Annotated in this window: 19 protein-coding genes; 12 read left to right on the top strand and 7 right to left on the bottom strand. The window is 71.4% G+C overall.

Translation table 11 applies throughout. The features are described 5' to 3' along the window. Position 1: 1 nt before the first annotated feature. On the bottom strand, positions 2–670 hold the full coding sequence (locus ACF1FZ_RS02510) for a hypothetical protein (protein WP_391771492.1): 669 nt from the start codon (positions 668–670) through the stop codon (positions 2–4). 205 nt (positions 671–875) lie between these two features. Between ACF1FZ_RS02510 and ACF1FZ_RS02505 the strand changes: the two genes are divergently transcribed. Continuing rightward, positions 876–1,403 carry a hypothetical protein gene (locus ACF1FZ_RS02505; RefSeq protein WP_391771491.1) on the top strand — a complete coding sequence of 176 codons (528 nt, stop codon included), beginning with the start codon at positions 876–878 and terminating at the stop codon, positions 1,401–1,403. A 341-nt stretch (positions 1,404–1,744) separates the two neighbouring features. Here ACF1FZ_RS02505 and ACF1FZ_RS02500 read toward each other — a convergent pair whose 3' ends face one another. The 3 genes from ACF1FZ_RS02500 to ACF1FZ_RS02490 all read right to left on the bottom strand — a co-directional run bounded on the left by ACF1FZ_RS02500 (position 1,745) and on the right by ACF1FZ_RS02490 (position 5,624). Beyond that, a complete protein-coding gene (locus ACF1FZ_RS02500) occupies positions 1,745–1,918 on the bottom strand; it encodes a hypothetical protein (protein ID WP_391771490.1) in 174 nt (57 codons plus the stop codon). A 196-nt stretch (positions 1,919–2,114) separates the two neighbouring features. Continuing rightward, a complete protein-coding gene (locus ACF1FZ_RS02495; protein WP_391771800.1) occupies positions 2,115–5,081 on the bottom strand; it encodes a BTAD domain-containing putative transcriptional regulator in 2,967 nt (988 codons plus the stop codon). A 339-nt stretch (positions 5,082–5,420) separates the two neighbouring features. Beyond that, complete coding sequence (locus ACF1FZ_RS02490; RefSeq protein ID WP_003967102.1) at positions 5,421–5,624, bottom strand: cold-shock protein; 204 nt, start codon at positions 5,622–5,624, stop codon at positions 5,421–5,423. A 297-nt stretch (positions 5,625–5,921) separates the two neighbouring features. Between ACF1FZ_RS02490 and ACF1FZ_RS02485 the strand changes: the two genes are divergently transcribed. The 4 genes from ACF1FZ_RS02485 to ACF1FZ_RS02470 all read left to right on the top strand — a co-directional run bounded on the left by ACF1FZ_RS02485 (position 5,922) and on the right by ACF1FZ_RS02470 (position 10,777). Continuing rightward, entirely contained in the window at positions 5,922–6,800 is an 879-nt protein-coding gene (locus tag ACF1FZ_RS02485) for a menaquinone biosynthetic enzyme MqnA/MqnD family protein (RefSeq protein WP_391771489.1), read from the top strand. Between the two features lie 376 nt (positions 6,801–7,176). Further along, positions 7,177–8,853 carry a serine/threonine-protein kinase gene (locus ACF1FZ_RS02480; RefSeq protein ID WP_391771488.1) on the top strand — a complete coding sequence of 559 codons (1,677 nt, stop codon included), beginning with the start codon at positions 7,177–7,179 and terminating at the stop codon, positions 8,851–8,853. 72 nt (positions 8,854–8,925) lie between these two features. Further along, on the top strand, positions 8,926–10,125 hold the full coding sequence (gene mqnC / locus ACF1FZ_RS02475; RefSeq protein WP_391771487.1) for a cyclic dehypoxanthinyl futalosine synthase: 1,200 nt from the start codon (positions 8,926–8,928) through the stop codon (positions 10,123–10,125). 7 nt (positions 10,126–10,132) lie between these two features. After that, on the top strand, positions 10,133–10,777 hold the full coding sequence (locus tag ACF1FZ_RS02470; RefSeq protein WP_391771486.1) for a hypothetical protein: 645 nt from the start codon (positions 10,133–10,135) through the stop codon (positions 10,775–10,777). 33 nt (positions 10,778–10,810) lie between these two features. Here the strand turns inward: ACF1FZ_RS02470 and ACF1FZ_RS02465 are convergent, their stop codons facing one another. Continuing rightward, the gene (locus ACF1FZ_RS02465) at positions 10,811–11,641 is read right to left on the bottom strand and encodes a DUF3152 domain-containing protein (RefSeq protein WP_391771485.1); all 831 of its coding nucleotides are present in this window, start codon (positions 11,639–11,641) and stop codon (positions 10,811–10,813) included. Positions 11,642–12,134: 493 nt separating this feature from the next. On the opposite strand from ACF1FZ_RS02465, the gene ACF1FZ_RS02460 reads away from it, so the two are divergent. After that, a complete protein-coding gene (locus ACF1FZ_RS02460) occupies positions 12,135–12,827 on the top strand; it encodes a demethylmenaquinone methyltransferase (protein ID WP_391771484.1) in 693 nt (230 codons plus the stop codon). A 15-nt stretch (positions 12,828–12,842) separates the two neighbouring features. Here ACF1FZ_RS02460 and ACF1FZ_RS02455 read toward each other — a convergent pair whose 3' ends face one another. Then, positions 12,843–13,361, bottom strand: coding sequence for a GNAT family N-acetyltransferase (locus tag ACF1FZ_RS02455; RefSeq protein ID WP_391771483.1), 519 nt, complete (start codon positions 13,359–13,361; stop codon positions 12,843–12,845). A gap of 97 nt (positions 13,362–13,458) precedes the next feature. Here ACF1FZ_RS02455 and ACF1FZ_RS02450 point away from each other — a divergent pair, with 97 nt between their 5' ends. Then, positions 13,459–14,742 (top strand): geranylgeranyl reductase family protein, encoded by a 1,284-nt coding sequence (locus tag ACF1FZ_RS02450; protein WP_391771482.1) that lies wholly within the window; start codon positions 13,459–13,461, stop codon positions 14,740–14,742. A gap of 61 nt (positions 14,743–14,803) precedes the next feature. After that, complete coding sequence (gene mptB / locus ACF1FZ_RS02445) at positions 14,804–16,285, top strand: polyprenol phosphomannose-dependent alpha 1,6 mannosyltransferase MptB (protein WP_391771481.1); 1,482 nt, start codon at positions 14,804–14,806, stop codon at positions 16,283–16,285. Between the two features lie 94 nt (positions 16,286–16,379). On the opposite strand, the gene ACF1FZ_RS02440 is transcribed toward mptB, so the two are convergent. Then, the gene (locus ACF1FZ_RS02440; RefSeq protein WP_391771480.1) at positions 16,380–17,207 is read right to left on the bottom strand and encodes a C40 family peptidase; all 828 of its coding nucleotides are present in this window, start codon (positions 17,205–17,207) and stop codon (positions 16,380–16,382) included. Positions 17,208–18,279: 1,072 nt separating this feature from the next. On the opposite strand from ACF1FZ_RS02440, the gene ACF1FZ_RS02435 reads away from it, so the two are divergent. Genes ACF1FZ_RS02435 through ACF1FZ_RS02420 form a run of 4 tightly spaced genes read left to right on the top strand, consistent with a single transcriptional unit; the run spans position 18,280 to position 21,259 of the window. Continuing rightward, complete coding sequence (locus tag ACF1FZ_RS02435; RefSeq protein ID WP_003992243.1) at positions 18,280–18,639, top strand: NADH-quinone oxidoreductase subunit A; 360 nt, start codon at positions 18,280–18,282, stop codon at positions 18,637–18,639. Between the two features lie 18 nt (positions 18,640–18,657). Next, entirely contained in the window at positions 18,658–19,212 is a 555-nt protein-coding gene (locus tag ACF1FZ_RS02430) for an NADH-quinone oxidoreductase subunit B family protein (RefSeq protein WP_014154689.1), read from the top strand. After that, positions 19,209–19,925: an NADH-quinone oxidoreductase subunit C gene (locus tag ACF1FZ_RS02425; RefSeq protein ID WP_391771479.1), complete on the top strand. Its 717-nt coding sequence runs from the start codon at positions 19,209–19,211 to the stop codon at positions 19,923–19,925. The genes ACF1FZ_RS02430 and ACF1FZ_RS02425 overlap by 4 nt, the downstream gene beginning before the upstream one ends. Continuing rightward, positions 19,925–21,259 (top strand): NADH-quinone oxidoreductase subunit D, encoded by a 1,335-nt coding sequence (locus ACF1FZ_RS02420; RefSeq protein ID WP_391771478.1) that lies wholly within the window; start codon positions 19,925–19,927, stop codon positions 21,257–21,259. The genes ACF1FZ_RS02425 and ACF1FZ_RS02420 overlap by 1 nt, the downstream gene beginning before the upstream one ends. Positions 21,260–21,269: the final 10 nt, after the last annotated feature.

The following is a 21,269-nucleotide window of genomic DNA, read 5'->3' as shown; positions in this document are numbered from 1 at the left end:
CTCAGGGGTGGGGCGGGTGATACCGCCCCTGTTCCCGTTGATCCCCCTCGTCGGGGTACTGGACGGGGTACCGGGCGGTGTCCTCGTCGGCGCGGGGCGCCCGGTGCCGGCCCGGCCCGGTGTACGGCTCCGCCTCGGGCTCCGGCCCGGGGGACGTCTGGGCGGCCGGCCCCGGCTCCCGCGTCGGCGGCCAGGTGTCGGGACGGTCGTCCGGCGGCACGGGATACGGCTCGGCGCCACGCCTGGTGCGTGCCGTCCGCCGCCGCCCCGACATCAGCAGCGCACCCAGCAGGAGCAGGAGACCGCCCGCCAGCGCCTGTGCCACACCCCACCGGAGCCCGGATCCGCCGCCGTCGACCGTCAGGCCGCCCGCCTCCTGGCCCTGCCGGACCATCCACAGCACGGTGAAGCCGATGACGACCAGACCGGCGAGGGCCACCACCCAACGCGAGCGGAGCACGACACCCACGAGGGTCACCAGTGCGGCGAACAGGAAGGGCAGCAGGACCGACCCCAGCACGGAGGACGAGGCGCCGCTGATGCCGTCGAACAGGTCCTGGACGCGGTAGTCCCGGCCGGGGCGGTCGTCGTACCAGCTGTGGAAGGGGCTCTGCACGGCCGCCGCCGCTCCCACGAGTGCGACGACGGAGCCGAGGACATTGCGGATCATCGACAGCCTCCCGGTCCATGGCGCACGGCTGTGCGCTCCGCTCCCCGCGCCCGACGCTACGCCCGGCCGCTCCTCCCTGCCATCGGAGACGATGACAAGACCGTGACAGGGCCATGACGGGTCCACGGGTACGAGCCCGGGACGCTGTGCGTTACGGTGTCGCGCGTCCGTGCGACGGCCGGCTACGACAAGGGGGGCTGCATCGATGGTGCGGCGGCAGACGAGGTTCGCGGCGGTACTGGTCGTGGTGGTGCTCGCACTCACCGGGTTCTCGACGTCCAGCCACGGCGGCAGGAGCGGCAAGAGCAGCGGCGGCTCCGGGGGAGGGGGCTGCTCCAGCGACAAGAAGAGCAACGGCGGCTACCGCGACCACGACTACGACGACGACAGCTCGTCGAGCACCTCCGGAGGATCGGCGTACGAGTCGGCCGCCCCCGGGGCGACCGCCTCGGAGGACCCCGTTCTGCGCGTCGTCCGCTGCGTCCAGCCGAAGAAGGGCAAGCGCAGGGCGTGGACCTCCTCGTCGGTCGAGATCCGCTCGACCGCTGCGACCACGCATGTGTACGAGGTGGACGTGACGTTCGTCGACGCCAAGGGTCTGACCGTCGACACGGGTGAGGCCGAGGCCGAGCTCGGGCCCGGTGACTCCACGGTCATCTCGGTGCCGATGGACAGTCCCCGCCTGGTCTCCCGCGTGAAGCGCTGCCAGGTCGCGGCGGAGCCGCGCTACTGACGTCGCTCGGTACAGTGCCTGGTCCGGCAACCGGGAAGCACACGGTCGCGCTGCCCGAGGAACCCGCCGAGGAGATCCGGAGCGGAGGCGGCCCGGGTGCGTTCAGCGCGTACGTCACGCACGCCATGGAGCGTGAGCAGCGAGGGCTGGGAGAACTCGTGACCTGGGCACGGGAGAAGCACGGGCCCGTGACAGAGGCCGGGGCGGCAGCGGCGCGGGGGACACGCACGAGGGCCCGAGCCGGCCGGCTCGGGCCCTCGTGCTCGACGACCGCGGACACGCAGCGGCCACGACGGCTCCCCCTCCGCGCCGCCGCGGCCGCTCCCCCGTCGTCTGTCGGACTAGCGCGGGTCGCCGCCGGTCATGTGGCTGTCCAGCGTCGCGATCTCGGGCTCACCGGTCATGTGGCTGTCCGTCGGCCTGGCCGTCGGCTCGCCGGTCATGTGGCTGTCCGTAGGCTTGGCGTTCCCCGCTGTGCCGGCCTTCGGGACCTCGATCTTCTTGGCGTCGCTCATGTCGTGAACTCCATTTTCCGGTGCATGGATAGGCGGCAAAGCCCGTCCGGCTGTTCCCCCGTGGACTGCCGGACGGGCTGTTCAGAGCCGTTCACCTTAGTGCGCGGTCCGACCGGTCGAATCGCCTGCCCCCCGACGCGACGCTCCGACAGGAATCAGAGTGCAGGCCGGCGATAAACGAACGATGAACGTGCTGTCAGAGGCCGTTGGACGTCGGAGCGGGCGACAGCAGGAGACGGACCGCGTCAGCTTCCGGGGCCTTCAGCTGTTCCAGGGTCGACAGGGCCTCGTGCCAGCACACCTTCGCGCGGTCCACCTGTCCGATCCGCTTCAGGGCCTTGCCCAGCACGGTCAGGACGTTGGCGCGACGCCACTCACCGCCGATGTGCAGAAGGACCGCGAGGGCCTGTTCGGACAGGGCCGCGGCCTCACCGGGGCGATGGGCGTCGAGGTGGACCTCGGCCAGCCGGAAGAGCGTCATGCCCTCCCACAGCCGCTGGCGGCTCTCCCGGAAGACGGCGAGCGCCTCCTGCAGCCTCTCCTGGGCTTCGCCCTGACGGCCCGCGCGTGCCAGTGCCAGCCCGAGTGCGTACCGGCCGTTGGCCAGGCGCAGAGTGAGGCCCAGGCGGTTGTACAGCGCGACTCCCTGTCCGGCCAGCCGCACCGCGCTGTCGGTGTGGCCGACGGCGAGCTGGATCCGCGACAGGTTGCACAGGGCGCTCGCTTCGCCGGGCTGGTTCCCGTCCGCCCGGAACGCCGCGATGGTCTGCTGAAGGAGGGGCTCCGCCTCGTCGGGCCGGTTCTGGTAGCCGGCGATGATCCCGAGTTCGTTCGGGGCGTTGCAGTTCGTCCAGACGTCATCGACCTGCGGTGCCAGCAGCATGGCGCGTCGTGCTTCGTCCTCGGCCTGCCGGAAACGGCCGGCCATGCTGTGCACCTGGGCGAGCGTGGTGCGTGCACGGGCTTCGGAACGCGGGTCGCGGGCAGCCACAGCGGCGTCCCGCACTGCGATGGCCGCTGACTCGAACTGACGGCTGTTGGCTCCCGACTCGGCGAGATCCTTGGCCGCCAGCATGAGATCGACGCCGCGCCGGACCCGTCCCGAGGAAGCGGCCTGCTGCGCGCAGGCCAGGATCGAACCCGCCTCGGTGTAGAGCCAGTCCAGCGCTGTCCTGTGCTCGGCGAAGTCGAGGCCGGGGTGTTCGGTGGCGTCCAGATGCTCGACCGTCCGGTCCCCCGGCCGCTCCAGCGCGTACACGCCGGCCGCCGTCGCCAGGTAGAAGTCCAGCAGGCGCGACAGGGCCAGCTCCCGTCCCGCCGGCGGCTGTTCGTCGCGTTCGGCGCATGCACGCGCGTAGAGCCGCACCAGGTCGTGGTAGCGGTAGCGGCCCGGGGCCGCGGACTCCAGGAGGCTGGTGTCGACCAGGGACTCCAGGAGGTCCTCCGCCGTGTGCGGGTCCAGGTCCAGCAGGGCGGCCGCCGCCGCGAGGGAGATGTCCGGGCCGTCCGCCAGGCCCAGGAGGCGGAAGGCACGGGCCTGGGCCGGCTCGAGCTGGCCGTAGCCGAGCTCGAAGGTGGCCTTCACCGCGAGGTCGCCCGCCTGGAGCTCGTCGAGGCGGCGGCGTTCGTCGGCGAGCTTCGCGGCAAGCACCGAGACCGTCCAGGTGCGGCGGGCGGCCAGCCGGGAGGCGGCGATACGGATGGCCAGCGGCAGGAAACCGCACGCGGCCACCACGTCCAGGGCCGCCTCGCGTTCCGAGCGGACGCGTTCGTCGCCGACGATGCGGGTGAAGAGCTGGAGCGCCTCCTCGGGTGACATCACGTCCAGGTCCACGAGGTGCGCGCCGGCCAGGTCGACCATACGGACGCGGCTGGTGACCAGCGCCGCACAGCCTTCCGTGCCGGGCAGCAGGGGCCGGATCTGGGCCGCGTCATGGGCGTTGTCCAGCACGACCAGGATGCGGCGGCCGTCGAGGGTGGAGCGGTAGAGAGCCGCCCGCTCGTCCAGGGAGTCCGGGATGGCGGGGTCGGCGGTGCCCAGGGCGCGCAGGAACGCGCCGAGGACGGTCTCGGGTTCGGCGGCCCTGGCGCCCGCCCCCTGGAGGTCGACGTACAGCTGCCCGTCCGGGAAGTACGGACGTGCCTGATGGGCGACGTGCACGGCGAGGGTCGTCTTGCCCACGCCGCCGATGCCGGCGAGCGCGGAGACGGCCATGACGGAGCCCTCCGAGGACACGAGCCGGTCACCCAGCTCGCGCACGAACGCCGCGCGGCCCGTGAAGTCCGGGACGGTGGCCGGGAGCTGCGCCGGGCGGGGCGGGGCGGAAGCGGACACCGGCTCGTCGGCCGGGTGGGCCAGTTCCTCGTCGGCCCGGAGGATCCGCTGCTGGAGCGCGGCGAGCTCGGGCCGGGGGTCGACGCCCAGTTCCTCGGCGAGCAGGCGGTGGGTGTCGGCGTACACCGCGAGGGCCTCGGCCTGCCGGCCGCTGCGGTACAGGGCGAGCATCAACAGCTCGCGCAGCCGCTCGCGCAGGGGGTGCGCAGCGGTGAGCGCGGTGAGTTCGGAGACCGCCTCCGCGTGGCAGCCGAGCTCCAGGTCCAGGTCCAGGCGGGTCTCGGTGAGCTGGAGGCGCCATTCCTCCAGGCTGGTGCGCTGGTTCTCCGCGTAGCGTCCGGGGAGGGAGGCGAGCGCCTCACCGTCCCACAGGCCGAGCAGCTTGTTGATCAGGGTGCGGGCCTGGTGGCGGTCGCCGCTCCCGCGTGCCTTGTCCGCCTCGACGGCGAGGTCCTGGGCGAGCGTCAGGTCGAGGGTCTCGCGAGGGACCCGGACGGCATATCCTCCGGACTCGCTGACCAGGGTGTCCTGGCCGAGGATCTTGCGGAGCCGGGACGCGTACGTCCGTACCGTGGCCAGCGCCTGGGACGGGGGCTCGTCGCCCCAGAGGGCGTCGATGAGTTCGGCGGCGGTCGCCGTGCGGCCGTCGCGCAGGAGCAGTGCGGCCAGCAGGGCCCGTTGCTGCGGGGAGCCGGCCGGCAGGGCCTCGCTGCCGCGCCAGGCGCGTACGGGGCCGAGCACGGTGAAGCGCAGTCCGGCGCCGGCCGCCCGTTCCTGCGGAGTGCGTTGCTCCGGAACACGCACGCCAGGTCCGTTGTCGCGGTCCATGATGCCCCCTGTCCTGCTCGCCCCGCCGGTGCCGCTGATCCCGCCTGCCCGTACCGCTGGTATCGCGGTCAACAGTCTGCCTTGTGACGGGCGGACTCGTCAGCATCGGGTGACGGCTCCGCACAGGCCTTCGACAGTGATCGGGGGTGAAGGCTCGTGCGGGGCGTGCGGCGAAGCGCGCGCAGGGCGTACGGCGATGTGACGGCCGGCGCGCCGGGGGAGCGGCCACCGGGGCGGGCAGGGGACCGCAAAAGGCAGGAGCCCCGTTCCTCCGCCGAAGCGGGGGAGCGGGACTCCTTGGGTACTGCTCACTCGGCCGCGATCGGCCGACCCGGGCAACTAGGCCGGGGTGACGTTCTCAGCCTGCGGACCCTTGGGTCCCTGAGTGACGTCGAAGTTCACGACCTGGTTCTCCTCGAGGGAGCGGAACCCGGACGCGTTGATCGCGGAGTAGTGGACGAAGACATCCGGGCCGCCGCCGTCCTGGGCGATGAAGCCGAAGCCCTTTTCAGCGTTGAACCACTTGACGGTTCCGGTAGCCATAAGCCCTCCTTGGGCCAAAGGGTTGCCCTGCTCCAGAACCTGCAAACAAGTCTGAAAACTACAAAAGCCTGCGGGTTACATGCTCCGCAGGCTCTGTACTGCAAGGGAAACCAAACTGCAACTTGCGAGCGAGCCTAGCACGCAGTCTGTGGGAAGCGGTAGAGGGAAAGATCACTTCACTCGGATGTTTGATCGGGCGCCGGAGAGCTGACGGGCAAGACCCCGCGGAGCGGTCCGGCCGTCCCGGTCCGCAGCCCCGATGGTGCCGCCCGGCGGGGGCGGGTCTAGCCTCGCGATGTGGACAATTCAACCGTCTCTCCCGTAGAAGGCGACGACCGTCGCAGCAGGCCGCGCGTCGGCCACATCCAGTTCCTGAACTGCCTTCCCCTCTACTGGGGCCTGGCACGGACCGGAACCCTGCTCGATCTGGAGCTCTCGAAGGACACCCCGGAAAGACTCAGTGAGCAGCTGGTCAGGGGCGACCTGGACATCGGTCCCGTCACCCTGGTCGAGTTCCTCCGCAACGCCGACGAGCTGGTCGCCCTCCCCGACATCGCCGTCGGCTGCGACGGCCCCGTCATGTCGTGCGTGATCGTGTCCCAGCTCCCCCTGGAGCAGCTGGACGGGGCCCGGGTCGCCCTCGGCTCGACGTCGCGCACCTCCGTGCGGCTGGCCCAGCTGCTGCTGGCCGAGCGCTACGGCGTCACACCCGACTACTACACCTGCCCGCCGGACCTCGGTCTGATGATGCAGGAGGCCGACGCGGCCGTCCTCATCGGCGACGCCGCGCTCCGCGCGAACCTTCACGACGCCCCCAGGCTCGGGCTGCGGGTCCACGACCTGGGCCAGATGTGGAAGGAGTGGACGGGGCTCCCGTTCGTCTTCGCGGTCTGGGCGGCACGCAAGGACTACCTGGCCTCGCACCCCGGCTACGTGGAGAAGGTGCACGAGGCGTTCCTGGCCTCCCGCGACGTCTCGCTGGAGGAGGTCACCAAGGTGGCCGAGCAGGCGGCGCGCTGGGAGGCCTTCGACGCCGAGGTGCTGGAACGCTACTTCACCACCCTGGACTTCCGCTTCGGCCCGGACCAGCTGGCGGGCGTGCGCGAGTTCGCCCGGCGGACCGGCCCGACGACCGGCTTCCCGGCGGACGTGAAGGTGGAACTGCTCGGCGGCTGACCCCGCCGGCGCACGGGAATGGTGCGAGGAAAGGTGAATCCTGTACTTTTCCGGGCCTTCCTCGCCCGGGCCGCGCATTCCCCCGATGCCCGGCTCCGGCATTCCGCTCCCGTGAAAGGGGGGTGAATGCCCGGAGCCCCGCCGCCGGGCCCTCTCCGTGGACACCCGGTGAATAGCGGACGTCCGCCGGAACGCCTTCCGGTTTCCCCGGGGGACCCGCTGCGGCACGGCGAACGACGTATTCGCGCCTTTCCGGGTGGCGAAATCCCTGCTTCGTGCGCATAGGGGTGAAATCGGGGGAAGGGGTCCGTGTGACCGTGCGTCCCGGGCCCCCTAGGCTGCCGACCGAGTTCCGGGGACCACAGGGGGAGACCGCATGCAGCCGCTGGAAGCCGGCGAACCGCACACCATCGGCGCCTACCGGCTGCTCGGCAGGCTGGGGGCCGGTGGGATGGGCCGCGTGTACCTGGGCCGCAGCGCGGGCGGACGCACGGTCGCGGTCAAGGTGGTGCACCCCCACTTCGCCCTCGACGAGCAGTTCCGCGCGAGATTCCGGCGCGAGGTGGACGCGGCACGGAGTCTCGGCGCGCAGTGGACGGCCCCGGTGCTAGACGCCGACCCCGACGCGGCCGTGCCGTGGGTGGCGACCGGTTACGTGGCCGGGCCGTCGCTCTCCGACGCGGTCACCCGCCACGGCCCGCTGCCCGAGTACGCGGTGCGGACCCTGGGGGCCGGGCTCGGTGAGGCACTCGACGCCGTACACGCGCAACGCCTCGTCCACCGGGACGTGAAACCCTCCAACGTCCTGCTCGCCCTCGACGGCCCCCGGCTGATCGACTTCGGCATCGCCCGGGCCCTCGGCGCCACCGTCTCCCTCACCTCCACCGGCGTCTCCGTCGGCTCCCCCGGTTACATGGCACCGGAACAGATCCGCGGCCTGGACGTCTCCGGTGCCGCCGACGTCTTCTCGCTCGGCGCGGTCCTCGCCTACGCGGCGACCGGCACCGCGCCCTTCCCCGGCGACTCCTCCGCCGTACTCCTCTACAAGGTGGTGCACGAGGAGCCCGAGCTCGGGAACCTGGAGGGCGGACTGCGGGAGCTGGTGGCCGCCTGCCTCGCCAAGGACCCCGCCGGCCGGCCGGCCCCCGCCGAACTCGCCCGCGGGCTCGCGCCGGACGGTGCCGCCTCGCTGGTGGCACCCGGCTGGCTGCCGGGCCCGCTGGTCCGTGAGGTCAGCAGGTCGGCGGTGGCCCTGCTGGACCTGGAGCCGCAGGACGCGCCGGTGCAGTCCGGGCCGGTGCCGTTCAGCAGCGCATCACTGGGGGGCCCGGCGCCCGGCACCTTCGGCCCCCCGCTGCCGCCCCCGCCGGCCGGGCCGCCGTCCCCCTCGGACACGTCCGGGGAGCGGGGCCCCGGTGCCCGTGCCGCCGACGCCCCGGACGCCGGCCCGCAGCCCGGTACGCGCCGGGGGCGCCGGGTCAGCTGCACCGTCGCTCTGGCCGTCGCCGGCGCACTCGCCGTGGTGACCGTCGGGGCCGCGACGCTGGGCGACCTGTTCACGGGCAGCGGTGACCACGGCGACGACGCCGCGCAGCAGCCCCCGGCGGCCGGCGGGTCGCAGTCCCCGCCGGACCCCGGCCGGTCCTCCCCGTCGGCGTCCGCCTCGGCTTCCGGGCAGGTGGACGCGCTGCCCAAGGCCTTCGCCGGCACGTGGAAGGGCCCCACGACCGAACGCAGCGGCGCACCGCACGGCACGCTCACCGCCGTGTTCGTCCAGGGCGAGAAGGGGGAGGAGGTGGTCCGGCTGTCGTACCGGTTCGACGCGCTCGGGACGACCGTGGTCTGCAAGGGCATCGGCACACTCGTCTCCGGCACGGCCACCGAACTGAAGGTCCGCGAGCACGCCGACCCGGACGCCCGCACCGGCGCACTGTGCACCGGGGGCGAGGCCGACCTGGTCTTCACCCTGGCCTCCGAGGACACCCTGCGCTACGAGTCCCACGAGGAGGCTGCGGGCACGCCGAAGGGCACGCTCACCCGGACCGAACGCTGACCCCGGAACGGGCTGGCGTAGGCTGGATCGGTCCGTGGAACCGCAGAAAAACCGCCGAAAGGTGACAGCCCGGTGACCGAGAAGGCCGACCTTCAGCCCGTCCTCGACCGCGCCGCCGAAGGCGGGCGGATCACCCCTGAGGAGGCGCTCGACCTGTACAGGTCGGCACCGCTGCACGCGCTGGGAGCCGCGGCCGACGCCGTGCGCCGCCGCCGCTACGCCGGTACGGAGCACATCGCGACGTACATCATCGAGCGCAACATCAACTACACCAACGTCTGCGTCACGGCCTGCAAGTTCTGCGCGTTCTACGCCCCGCCCAAGGACACCGCCAAGGGCTGGTCCCGCGACCTCGACGACATCCTGCGCCGGTGCGCCGAGACCGTCGAGCTGGGCGGCACCCAGATCATGTTCCAGGGCGGCCACCACCCGGACTACGGCGTCGAGTACTACGAGGAACACTTCTCCGCGATCAAGAAGGCGTTCCCGGACCTGGTCATCCACTCGCTGGGCGCCTCCGAGATCGAGCACATGGCCCGCATCTCCGGCGTCTCCGCGAAGGAGGCCATCGAGCGCATCCACGCCGCCGGCCTCGACTCCTTCGCCGGCGCCGGTGCCGAACTCCTGCCCGCCAGGCCGCGTACGGCGATCGCCCCGCTCAAGGAGTCCGGCGAGCGCTGGCTGGAGATCATGGAGATCGCGCACGGCCTCGGCGTCGAGTCCACCTCCACCATGCTGATGGGCACCGGCGAGACCAACGCCGAACGCATCGAGCACCTGCGGATGATCCGCGACGTCCAGGACCGCACCGGCGGCTTCCGCGCCTTCATCCCGTACACCTACCAGCCGGAGAACAACAAGCTGAAGGGACAGACGCAGGCCACCCTCTTCGAGTACCTGCGGATGATCGCCGTAGCCCGGCTCTTCCTCGACAACGTCGCCCACATCCAGGGCTCCTGGCTGACCACGGGCAAGGAGGTCGGCCAGCTCTCCCTGCACTACGGCGCGGACGACCTCGGCTCGATCATGCTGGAGGAGAACGTCGTCTCCTCGGCCGGCGCGAAGCACCGCTCGAACCGGCTCGAGATCATCGACCTGATCCGCAAGGCGGGCCGCGTCCCCGCCCAGCGCGCCACGACCTACGAACACCTGGTCGTCCACGACGACCCGGCGGACGACCCGGTCGACGAGCGCGTCGTCTCACACATCTCCTCCACGGCGATCGCGGGCGGCACGGCGCACCCGGAGCTCAAGCTCCTGAACGCCAACTGACGTCTTCGTGCTGACGATTCACGCCGCGCCGCTGGTCCTTCCGGCCGGCACGGCAGGCGTCGAGGGCGGCGCGGTCGCGGTGGACGGCGACCGGATCGTGGCCCTCGGGCCGTACGACGAGGTGAGGGCCGCACACCCGGCGGCCCGGATCCGGCAGTGGCCGGGTGTCCTCACCCCGGGCCTGCGCCAGTGGGACGGTGTCGCGCTGCTGACCCGCTGCTACCACCCGGATCCGCGCGAGGCGGACGAGCTCGGCGAACAGCCGCTGACCGGAGTGGACTTCGAGCGGCAGGCCGGGAGGATGGACGAGCCCCGCCGGGCGGGCAGCGTACGCCGCGGGCTGCAGCGCATGCTGCGCCACGGCACCACCCATGTCGCGGGCGGGTTCGCCGAACCCGCCGTACGCACCGCCGTGGGCCGCGCGGGCCTCACGGTGGTCCCCCCGGCGGGGGCCCCGGCCGGCGGACCGGACCTGGATCCCTTCGCCAGGGGGCGTGACCTCGCGGGTTCCGCGCACGGCCCGCTCGTCGCCGGGGGCCGTGCGGACCTCGCGGTCTTCGACGTGCCGGACGAAGCGGCCCTGTGCGCGGCGGGCGCCCGGGCCTGTGTGGCCACGGTCCTCGGCGGGCGGCTGGTGTACCGGCGACGGTGAGACCGGCGGTGCGGGCGGCCGCACCGGGACGGGTCACGGAACCGAGGGCCCGCCCAGGTAGCGGCCGTCCGCGTCGTACGGCCAGGCGTTGGACGTGCACCCCTTCAGCCCCTTGATCTGCTGCATCATGGCGGGCGCGGGCCTGCCGGGACCGGGGCAGGTCTCGTGGCCGTGCCCGAGCCAGTGGCCCACCTCGTGATTGATGATCAGGGCCCGGTACTCGGCCGCCGGACCGTCGAAGGTCGGCGAACCGAGCTGCCACCGGGCCAGGTTGACCATGACGTCCTTCCCGCCGCGGCAGTTCACCTCGCCCCTGGTGTCCAGCCCGTACCGCCCGCAGAGCCGGTCGGTGGTCTTCGGCGTCCCTATCCGGATGACCAGCCCCGCCGACCCGTCGTCGACCTGACGGAACGTACGGGTCCCGTCCTTGCTCCAGCCCCGGGGGTCGGCGAGTATCTCCGCGACGTCCTCGGCGGCGCTGTCCGGGTCCACACCGCTGCCGTCCTCCACCTCGACGCGGTAGCGGCTGCCGCCGCCCTCGGACGAGACACCCCCACGGGCCACGGTGAAGGTGCCGGGCCCCGACTCCGGCACGGAGTCCGGATCGACGGACTCCTCGGCGCCCGGTGAGCTCACCGGGGACTTCGAGGGCCCGGGGCTCACCGCCGCCTCCGGGGAGGCCGGCGCCTCCGGCACGGTCCCGGCCTCCGGGGAGGCCGGGACCGTGTCCTGGCCGGCCGCGACCGTGGCGCCTGTGTCCTGCCACGGTGGGGAGACGTGGAGGAACGCGGCGACGGCCGCCACCGCGATCACCGCACCGGTGAACACGGCACGCCGGCGCCGCACCCGTCTTCGGCGGGCCATGGAGTTCCTGCGGACCTGCGCGCGTGAGGGCCGGGCCCCCGGAGCGGGCCCCCCGGACACCCGGCGGGCGCCGGTGCCGGTCCGTATGTGATGTGTGTCGTCGCTGTGCATGCTCTGGTGATCATCCGTGGTCTCGGTGTGGCCGCACAGGGGGACGGCCATCGCCCCGCACGCTGATCTGCTTCCCGGGCACGGGTGCTCGTCCGCGTACCCGCACGACGGTCGGCTGTCCGCTCCCCCGTGCGCCGTCCAGCAGTTGCCGGGTGGTCCCCGGCGCGGAAACCCCTTTCCCTCGCCGGATGAGACGTCGATCAAGGCGGTGGTGTTCCCGGAATCGAAGGCGATCGGGGCGGATCCCGTGTCCGGGGAGCCGGCGGGGGAGACATCGCCGCTCCGCCCGGGCGGAGCCCCCGGAGGTGCTGCCGGCGGCGAAAGGCCGAAGCCGCTCCACGCCGCTGCGGGTGACCGGGAGCCGGACTGCTTGAATAGGACGGTGACCCGAGCATCCCTGGACAAGCAGCCGCACGAAGTCGCCTCGATGTTCGACGACGTGGCGGCGAACTACGACCTCACCAACGACGTGCTGTCGCTCGGACAGGCACGGCTCTGGCGCAGGGAGGTCGCCCGCGCCGTCGACGCCCGGCCTGCCCAGAAGGTCCTCGACCTGGCAGCGGGCACGGCCACCTCCTCGCAGCCGTTCGCGCGGGCCGGTGCCTACGTGGTGCCCTGCGACTTCTCGATCGGCATGCTCCGGGTCGGCAAGGAGCGCCACCCGTGGATGCCCTTCACCGCCGGCGACGGCACGAAGCTCCCCTTCAAGGACGAGACCTTCGACGCGGTCACGATCTCCTTCGGGCTGCGCAACATCCAGGACACCGGCGCCGCGCTGAGCGAGCTGTACCGGGTCACCAAGCCCGGTGGCCGTGTGGTGATCTGCGAGTTCTCCCAGCCGACGTGGACGCCGTTCCGGACCGTGTACACCGAGTACCTGATGCGTGCGCTGCCGCCGGTGGCCCGGGCGGTGTCGTCCAACCCGGACGCCTACGTCTACCTCGCCGAGTCGATCCGTGCCTGGCCCGACCAGGCCGGCCTCGCGGCGCTGCTGCAGGAGGCCGGCTGGTCGGAGGTCGCCTGGCGCAACCTCACCGGCGGGGTGGTGGCGCTCCACCGGGGCGTCCGCGGCTGAGCACGGCTGCGGGGCTCAGAGCTCCAGCCGGAAGCAGTACGCCTCCTGCCCGGACGCCGGGGAGGTGTACGTCTCGGCCCGCCGCATGCCGAGACGTACGGCCACCGCCACCGAGCGGGCGTTGCGCGTGTTGATCATCGCGACGGCCTCCCGTACCCCGAGCGCCCGTATCCGCTCCAGCGTGGTCCGTGCGGCCGCCGTCGCGTAGCCGTGTCCCCAGGCGGCCCGGCCCAGCCGCCAGCCGATCTCGATCTCGCCCACCGGGCCGAACGACTCGTGGGGCCACGGCTGGGCGCCGGTGAAGCCGAGCACCTCACCGGCGTCGTCCAGCACCGTCCACAGGCAGTAGCCCAACTCCGCGTCGTGCCGGCGCTGGCGGGCGGTCAGCTCCTCGTACACGGAGTACTCCGCCGGACGGCCGCCGTGGAACTCCATCACCTCCGGGTCGGCGAACACCCGGTACCAGGCGAAGGCGTCCTCGTCGGTGGGGACACGCAGATGTACGGACGGAGTCGTGTCAGGCACGTGCGGCATCAGGGAGCCCTTCGGGAGGTTGATCAGCAGGCACCCATAGACTGCACGCGACATGTGCCGCGCGGCACGCGAATTCGAGTCTTCGGGAGATCCGACCGTGACCGAGCCCCTCTCCGAACACAGCGCGGACGTGATCGTCGTCGGAGCGGGCCCAGCCGGCTCCACGACCGCGTACTACCTCGCCAAGGCCGGACTCGACGTCCTCCTCCTGGAGAAGACGGCCTTCCCGCGTGAGAAGGTCTGCGGCGACGGCCTCACCCCGCGCGCCACCAAGCAGCTCGTCTCCATGGGCATCGACATCTCCGAGGAGGCCGGCTGGCTGCGCAACAAGGGCCTGCGCATCATCGGCGGCGGCGTGCGCCTCCAGCTGGACTGGCCGGACCTCGCCTCGTACCCGGACTACGGTCTGGTCCGCAAGCGCGACGACTTCGACGAGCAGCTCGCCCGCCAGGCACAGAAGGCGGGCGCCCGGCTGTACGAGCGCTGCAACGTCGGTGAGCCCGTGAAGGACGAGCGCACCGGCCGCATCACCGGCGTCCACGCGAAGCTCGGCGAGGAGAAGACCCCGGTCACCTTCCACGCCCCGCTCGTCGTCGCCGCCGACGGCAACTCCACCCGGCTCTCCCTCCACATGGGCCTGCACCGTCGCGAGGACCGCCCGATGGGCGTCGCGGTCCGTACGTACTTCACGTCGCCCCGCCACGACGACGACTACCTGGAGTCCTGGCTGGAGCTGTGGGACCGCCGTGGCGCCGAGGACCGTCTGCTGCCCGGCTACGGCTGGATCTTCGGCATGGGCGACGGCACCTCCAACGTCGGCCTCGGCATCCTGAACTCCTCGTCCGCCTTCAAGGAGCTCGACTGGCGCGAGGTGCTCAAGGCGTGGTGCGCCTCCATGCCGGAGGACTGGGGCTACACCCCCGAGAACATGACGATGCCGATCCGCGGCGCCGCACTCCCGATGGCCTTCAACCGCCAGCCGCACTACACCAAGGGCCTGCTGCTCGTCGGTGACGCGGGCGGGCTCGTCAACCCGTTCAACGGCGAAGGCATCGCCTACGCCATGGAGTCGGGCCAGATCGCCGCGGACGTCATCGTCCAGGCACACGCCCGCGCCACCCCGGCCCAGCGCGAACTGGCCCTGCACCACTACCCGAAGATCCTCAAGGAGACCTACGGCGGCTACTACACGCTGGGCCGCGCCTTCGTGAAGATGATCGGGAACCCGAAGGTCATGAAGATCGCGACGCAGCGCGGCCTGACCCACCCGATCCTGATGAAGTTCACGCTGAAGATGCTCGCCAACCTCACCGACCCGACGGGTGGCGACGCCATGGACCGCATCATCAACGGCCTCTCGAAGGCCGCCCCGAAGGCCTGAGCCGCCAGGGCCCGGGGGCACCCCGGTCCCCGGCGGACGGCCCTGCGATAGGTTTCGGGCCATGGGGGCTACACGGGCATGGACGGCCGGCGGCTGCCGGCGACTCGGCGCGGCCGGATCGCTGGCGGTCGCGCTGGGGGGCTGGGCCGTCGGCACACTGCCGGCCCACGACCCGTGGGGGCTGTGGGTCCCGCGCGGGACCGCGGTGACCGCGGCGGGCTACGCACTGGCGTACGGCGGACTGACGGTGCTCGTCGCCGCCTGGTGGCTGTACGGGAGGGCGGGCGCCTCCGTGCGCGGCACCCTCGTCACCCTCGCGTGGTGGACGGCCCCCCTGGTCCTCGCGCCCCCGCTGTACAGCGCCGACGTCTACAGCTACATCGCGCAGGGCGTGATGGTCCTCGAAGGACACGACGTCTACAGCGCGGGACCGTCCGTCCTCGACCCCGACGGGCCGGGCGGCGACGCCGCTGCGAGCGTCGGCGGGCACTGGACCGACACCCCGGCCCCGTACGGACCGTTCTTCCTCGTGCTCGCCCGGGGCGTGGCCTGGGCGAGCGGCGGCACGATCGTGCCCGCCGTGCTGGGGATGCGCCTCATCGCCCTGGGCGCGCTGGTACTGATCGTGTGGGCCCTGCGGAACCTCGCCCGGGAGCACGGCCGCAGTGAGAGCGCCGCGCTGTGGCTCGGGGCACTGAATCCGCTGCTGCTCATCCATGTGGTCGGCGGCGTCCACAACGACGGGCTGATGACCGGCCTCATGCTGGCCGGAGTGCTGCTCGCCCTGCGCGGGAGGTGGATCACCGGGTCGGCGCTCGTCGGACTCGCCGTGATGGTGAAGTCGCCCGCGGCGGTGGCACTCCTGTTCATGGGCGTCGTGGTGGGCCGGGCCGCGCACGGGCCGGCCGTACGGCGGGTGGCGAAGGGGCTGCTGGCCCCCGGACTGGTCGCCGGGGCGGTCGCCGTCGGCGCCACGTTCCTCGGCGGCACCGGCTTCGGCTGGCTCGGGACCCAGGGCGTCGCGGGACGCATCCACACCGCACTGTCCCTCAGCAGCGACCTCGGTCTGGGCCTGGGCGAACTCCTGCGGCTGCTGGCCGGGACCGACCCGGACCCGGTCAAGTCCGCCGTGCAGAACCTGGGACTGCTGGCCGCCCTGGTACTGATCGCCCGGCTCGCGTGGCACGCCACGACGGGGCGCACACGACCCGTTCACGCCCTGGGCCTCGCGCTGCTGGCCCTGGTCGCGCTCTCGCCGATGGTGCAGCCGTGGTACCTGCTGTGGGCGACGGCGGTGCTCGCCGCCACAGCGAGCGGGGGCCGGGCGGTGGGCGCGGTCACCGTGCTGTCGGCCGCGCTCGTCTACGAGACACAGCCCTCGGGCTCGACACCGCCGTACGGCTTCGTGCTGGCCGCGCTCGTCTGCGCGGTGGGCGTGATGCTCCTGCGCCGGGACCGTGCCGGGCGGGAACGGGGACACGTGCCGGGCCAGCGCAGGCCGGCGCAGGCCCCCGCGGAGGCGGACGCACCTACGGCACTGTGACGCGCCTACGGCGCCGGGGCGGGCCGACGGCACGATGACGGGCCGTCACCCCGGTCGGTGGGGTGACGGCCCGCGAGCGTGCGGAGCTTGTGAATCAGAGAACGCGCACGGCGCCCGACGGCGGGTCGTAGTCCAGGGACGCCTGCACGACGCCGGTGCTGGAGTTCTGCGCACCGACGAACTGGCCGCCGCCCACATAGATCCCGACGTGGTACGCGCTGCCCGCACCGCCCCAGTACAGGATGTCGCCGGGCTGGAGGTTGTCGAGCGAGACCTGGGTCCCGGCCGTCGACTGGCTCTGCGAGACGCGCGGCAGATCGATGCCCACCGAACCGAAGGCGGCCTGGACCAGACCCGAGCAGTCCCACGAGTTCGGGCCGGTACCACCGGAGACGTACGCGTCGCCGACCTGGGACTGCGCGAACGCGATGACGGACGCGGCGGACCCGGTGGCGTTCGAGGACGACGAGGTGGAGAAGGACGAGCCGGAGGAGCCGGAGGACGCGCTGAGCGTGGTGCGCTCGGCGGAGCGGGAGGCACGCTCGGCGGCCTCGGCCTCGGCCTCGGCCTTGGCGGCGGCTTCGGCCTTCTTCTTGGCCTCCGCCTTGCGGACCGCCTCTGCCTTGGCCTTCTTGGCGGTCTTGGCGGCGGCCTCGGCCGCGGCGTCCTCCTGGGCCTGCGTCTCGAACTCGAGAGCGACCGCCTGGGTCGCCTGCGCGGACGCGGCGACGGAGGTGGAGAGCCCGGCCGTGATGGTGGGCATCTCGATGGTCTGGGCCACCGGCTCGGCCTGAGCCGGACCGGCGGCACCCGCGACCGCGATGGTGCTGAGGACGCCACCGGCAACTCCTGCCCGCAGCGCCGTCTTCGAGGCACTCTGGCGGGGCTTCCGGTGGCTGGGTATGTGAGCGGTGTGGGACATGAGTACTACCGCTATCAGGGCTGTAGGGGTCCCATCAAGAAACGTGTGTTGCGACACAGTTACGTTCGGAATCCATGAATCCGCTTATTCCGGGCCTCTATTGACGTCCTAACGGGCAAAAGGGGCGTGAGTGAACACCGCTGTGATCACGGCGTTCTTTCAATACGCCCGAATTGCCCGTCGCTTACCATCCGTTCACACGGATGGCCAAGCCCGCTTTTCTTGAAGCGCGCACGGGGTGACGCAGGTCACAGCGTGGGTCTCCCGTGAGGGGCAACCGCGCGGCCGTGCCCGGACTCGAGTCCGGCACTCATCCGCCTCGAGTCCGGGAACACCCCGCTTCCTGTCGCCTCGTGACCTATTGGCGAGTCATGTCCGGTTTGCCCTGGCCTCTTTCGGTGGGCCGGGGAGAAGGGTGCCGCTGACCGCTCCCCGCTTCGCGGTCGCCTCGTGCGGTCCGCGCCCCGCGGGCCACCCCGTCGCCCCGTGCGGCATCCGCTCGGCCCGGCGGGCCGGCCGGTCGCGCGGCCGGCCGGAGCCGCCGGGCGGAGGGGTGCCGCCCGGAGCCCCGCCCCGCCGCTCCCGGCGGCCCGGCGGCCGACGGGTGTGCCTCCTCCTCCATCGCGGCCCCGCACGCGGAGAGTTAGTGAACCGATGCGCATGGCCACCGTCCACCTGGGTCCGGCCGGCCCCTCTTCCGGGTGGAGGCGAACTGCGGCCGATGCCTATATCACCCCTTCGGCATCCATCGCCAATTTGCATGTAGATGCCTACCATTGATAGTGACAACCGGCTTTGACCAGCGACAACACGATCAAATGTCACGTCTCGTAACCGCTCGGCCGCTTCGCGTGCGTAGATCACCGCTCATCCGGCTTCATGATCGTTCGAGGGGTGGTGGAGATCACAAAGACGGTGACGCACCCCGTGTCGCAGATCACAGGACGGCAGGCATAGGATGCGGGGCAGTCGGGCTTGTGAACTGCCTCACATGTGCACGATCTTGATGAGGTGGCGAGCCGGTCGCCCGATGCGGTCCAACGGTCAAGGACGACTGGAAGGAGCGAGGAGCGTGAATGCCTACGCGCCCATCCTCGTGCTCGGCGCCCTCGGGGCAGGGTTTGCGATCTTCTCCGTGGTCATGGCCACGCTTATCGGCCCCAAGCGGTACAACCGGGCAAAGCTCGAAGCGTACGAGTGCGGCATCGAACCCACCCCCACTCCAGCCGGAGGCGGCCGTTTCCCCATCAAGTACTACCTGACGGCGATGCTGTTCATCGTCTTCGACATCGAGATCGTCTTCCTCTATCCCTGGGCGGTCACCTTCGACGCCCTGGGGATCTTCGGGCTCGTGGAGATGCTGCTCTTCGTGCTCACCGTCTTCGTCGCCTACGCGTATGTGTGGCGCCGGGGCGGCCTGGAATGGGACTGAGGGGCTGAGGGGCACACCATGGGACTCGAAGAGAAGCTGCCGAGCGGCTTTGTGCTGACCACTGTCGAGCAGGCCGCCGGCTGGGTACGGAAGTCCTCCGTCTTCCCCGCCACCTTCGGCCTCGCCTGCTGCGCCATCGAGATGATGACGACCGGCGCCGGGCGGTACGACCTGGCCCGTTTCGGAATGGAGGTCTTCCGCGGATCGCCGCGGCAGGCGGATCTGATGATCGTCGCCGGGCGGGTCAGCCAGAAGATGGCGCCCGTCCTGCGACAGGTCTACGACCAGATGCCGAGCCCTAAGTGGGTCATTTCCATGGGGGTTTGCGCGTCATCGGGTGGAATGTTCAATAATTACGCCATTGTCCAGGGTGTTGATCATATTGTCCCGGTCGACATCTATCTGCCGGGATGCCCCCCGCGTCCCGAGATGCTGATCGACGCCATCCTCAAGCTCCACCAGAAGATCCAGGGCTCCAAGCTCGGGGTCAACGCGGAGGAGGCCGCCCGCGAGGCGGAGGAGGCGGCTCTCAAGGCACTTCCCCTGATCGAGATGAAGGGGCTGCTGCGATGAGCGACGAGCTGAACACGAACAGCGGCCAGGTGCCCGCCCCGCGCGACGACTCCGGTGAGGTCATCGGCGTGCGCAAGGGCATGTTCGGCGCCGACAACGGCGGCGACACCTCCGGCTACGGCGGACTCGTCCGCACGGTGACCCTGCCGGGTCCCACCTCCCGCCCGTACGGCGGCTGGTTCGACGAAGTCGCCGACGAGCTGGAAGGAGCCCTGGAGGAACAGGACCTGCTCCCCGGCAGCGCCATCGAGAAGACGGTCGTCGACCGGGGCGAGATCACTTTCTTCATCGCACGCGAGCACCTGGTCCAGGTTGCCCGCACCCTGCGTGACGACCCTGCCCTGCGCTTCGAGCTGTGTACGGGCGTCAGCGGCGTCCACTACCTGGGGGACAAGGGACGCGAACTGCACGCGGTCTACCACCTGCGCTCCCTCACCCACGGGCGGCTGATCCGCCTCGAGGTGTCCGCGCCGGACAGCGACCCGCACATCCCGTCCCTCGTCGCGGTCTACCCGACCAACGACTGGCACGAGCGCGAGACCTACGACTTCTTCGGGCTGATCTTCGACGGGCACCCCGCCCTGACCCGGATCATGATGCCGGACGACTGGCAGGGCTTCCCGCAGCGCAAGGACTACCCCCTCGGCGGCATCGCCGTCGAGTACAAGGGCGCCCAGATCCCGGCTCCGGACCAGCGGAGGTCGTACAGCTGATGACCACTCCCCACGCAACGCCCCACTCGACACCCAGGGCCACCACCGAGGGGACTGTGTACACAGTCACCGGCGGCGACTGGGACGAGGTCGTCGAGTCCGCCGCGAAGTCGGACGACGAACGCATCATCGTCAACATGGGTCCCCAGCACCCGTCCACACACGGCGTGCTGCGGCTGATCCTGGAGATCGACGGCGAGACCGTCACCGAGGCCCGCTGCGGCATCGGCTACCTCCACACCGGCATCGAGAAGAACCTCGAATTCCGGAACTGGACCCAGGGCACCACCTTCGTCACGCGCATGGACTACCTGACCCCGTTCTTCAACGAGGCGGCGTACTGCCTCGGGGTCGAGAAACTCCTCGGCATCGAGGACCAGATCCCCGAGCGGGCCACCGTCCTGCGGGTGCTCCTGATGGAGCTCAACCGGATCTCCTCGCACCTGGTGTGCGTCGCCACCGGCGGCATGGAGCTCGGCGCCACGACGATCATGATCTACGGCTTCCGTGACCGTGAACTCGTGCTCGACCTCTTCGAGCTGATCACCGGACTGCGGATGAACCACGCGTTCATCCGGCCCGGCGGCCTCGCCCAGGACCTGCCCATGGGCGCGATCGACCGGCTCCGCGAGTTCGTCCGGACCATGAAGAAGAACCTGCCGGAATACGACAAGCTCGCGACCGGCAACCCCATCTTCAAGGCCCGTATGCAGGACGTCGGGTACCTCGACCTGACCGGCTGCATGGCGCTCGGCGCCACCGGTCCGGTCCTCAGGTCGGCCGGACTCCCGCACGACCTGCGCAAGACCGATCCGTACTGCGGTTACGAGGACTACGAGTTCGACGTGCCCACCGCGGACACCTGCGACGCCTACGGCCGCTTCCTCATCCGCCTGGAGGAGATGCGCCAGTCGCTCAGGATCATCGAGCAGTGCCTGGACCGGCTGGAGCCAGGCCCGGTCATGGTCGGTGACAAGAAGATCGCCTGGCCCGCACAGCTCGCGCTGGGGCCCGACGGACTCGGCAACTCGCTGGACCACATCAAGAAGATCATGGGCACCTCCATGGAGGCCCTGATCCACCACTTCAAGCTGGTGACCGAGGGCTTCCGGGTCCCGGCCGGGCAGGCGTACACCGCCATGGAGTCCCCCAAGGGCGAACTCGGCGTGCACGTCGTCTCGGACGGCGGCACGCGCCCCTTCCGGGTCCACTTCCGCGACCCGTCCTTCACCAACCTCCAGGCCATGGCGGCGATGTGCGAGGGCGGCCAGGTCGCCGACGTCATCGTCGCCGTCGCGTCCATCGACCCCGTGATGGGAGGCGTCGACCGGTGACCGCATCCAG

Source organism: Streptomyces sp. NPDC014623 (genome assembly GCF_043088245.1).
In the GTDB taxonomy this organism is placed as follows: domain Bacteria; phylum Actinomycetota; class Actinomycetes; order Streptomycetales; family Streptomycetaceae; genus Streptomyces.
The sequence above is the reverse complement of the archived record's forward strand: the minus strand, read 5'-3'. Positions and strand labels throughout refer to the sequence as shown.

Bases quoted from the DNA above. Each gene is read 5' to 3' on its own strand.
- ACF1FZ_RS02420 (WP_391771478.1), top strand. From the start codon at position 19,925: ATGACCACTCCCCACGCAACGCCCCACTCGACACCCAGGGCCACCACC.
- ACF1FZ_RS02440 (WP_391771480.1), bottom strand. From the start codon at position 17,207: ATGTCCCACACCGCTCACATACCCAGCCACCGGAAGCCCCGCCAGAGT.
- ACF1FZ_RS02480 (WP_391771488.1), top strand. From the start codon at position 7,177: ATGCAGCCGCTGGAAGCCGGCGAACCGCACACCATCGGCGCCTACCGG.
- ACF1FZ_RS02455 (WP_391771483.1), bottom strand. From the start codon at position 13,361: ATGCCGCACGTGCCTGACACGACTCCGTCCGTACATCTGCGTGTCCCC.
- ACF1FZ_RS02465 (WP_391771485.1), bottom strand. From the start codon at position 11,641: ATGGCCCGCCGAAGACGGGTGCGGCGCCGGCGTGCCGTGTTCACCGGT.
- ACF1FZ_RS02430 (WP_014154689.1), top strand. From the start codon at position 18,658: ATGGGACTCGAAGAGAAGCTGCCGAGCGGCTTTGTGCTGACCACTGTC.
- ACF1FZ_RS02495 (WP_391771800.1), bottom strand. From the start codon at position 5,081: ATGGACCGCGACAACGGACCTGGCGTGCGTGTTCCGGAGCAACGCACT.
- ACF1FZ_RS02500 (WP_391771490.1), bottom strand. From the start codon at position 1,918: ATGAGCGACGCCAAGAAGATCGAGGTCCCGAAGGCCGGCACAGCGGGG.
- ACF1FZ_RS02510 (WP_391771492.1), bottom strand. From the start codon at position 670: ATGATCCGCAATGTCCTCGGCTCCGTCGTCGCACTCGTGGGAGCGGCG.
- ACF1FZ_RS02425 (WP_391771479.1), top strand. From the start codon at position 19,209: ATGAGCGACGAGCTGAACACGAACAGCGGCCAGGTGCCCGCCCCGCGC.
- mptB (WP_391771481.1), top strand. From the start codon at position 14,804: ATGGGGGCTACACGGGCATGGACGGCCGGCGGCTGCCGGCGACTCGGC.
- ACF1FZ_RS02505 (WP_391771491.1), top strand. From the start codon at position 876: ATGGTGCGGCGGCAGACGAGGTTCGCGGCGGTACTGGTCGTGGTGGTG.
- ACF1FZ_RS02490 (WP_003967102.1), bottom strand. From the start codon at position 5,624: ATGGCTACCGGAACCGTCAAGTGGTTCAACGCTGAAAAGGGCTTCGGC.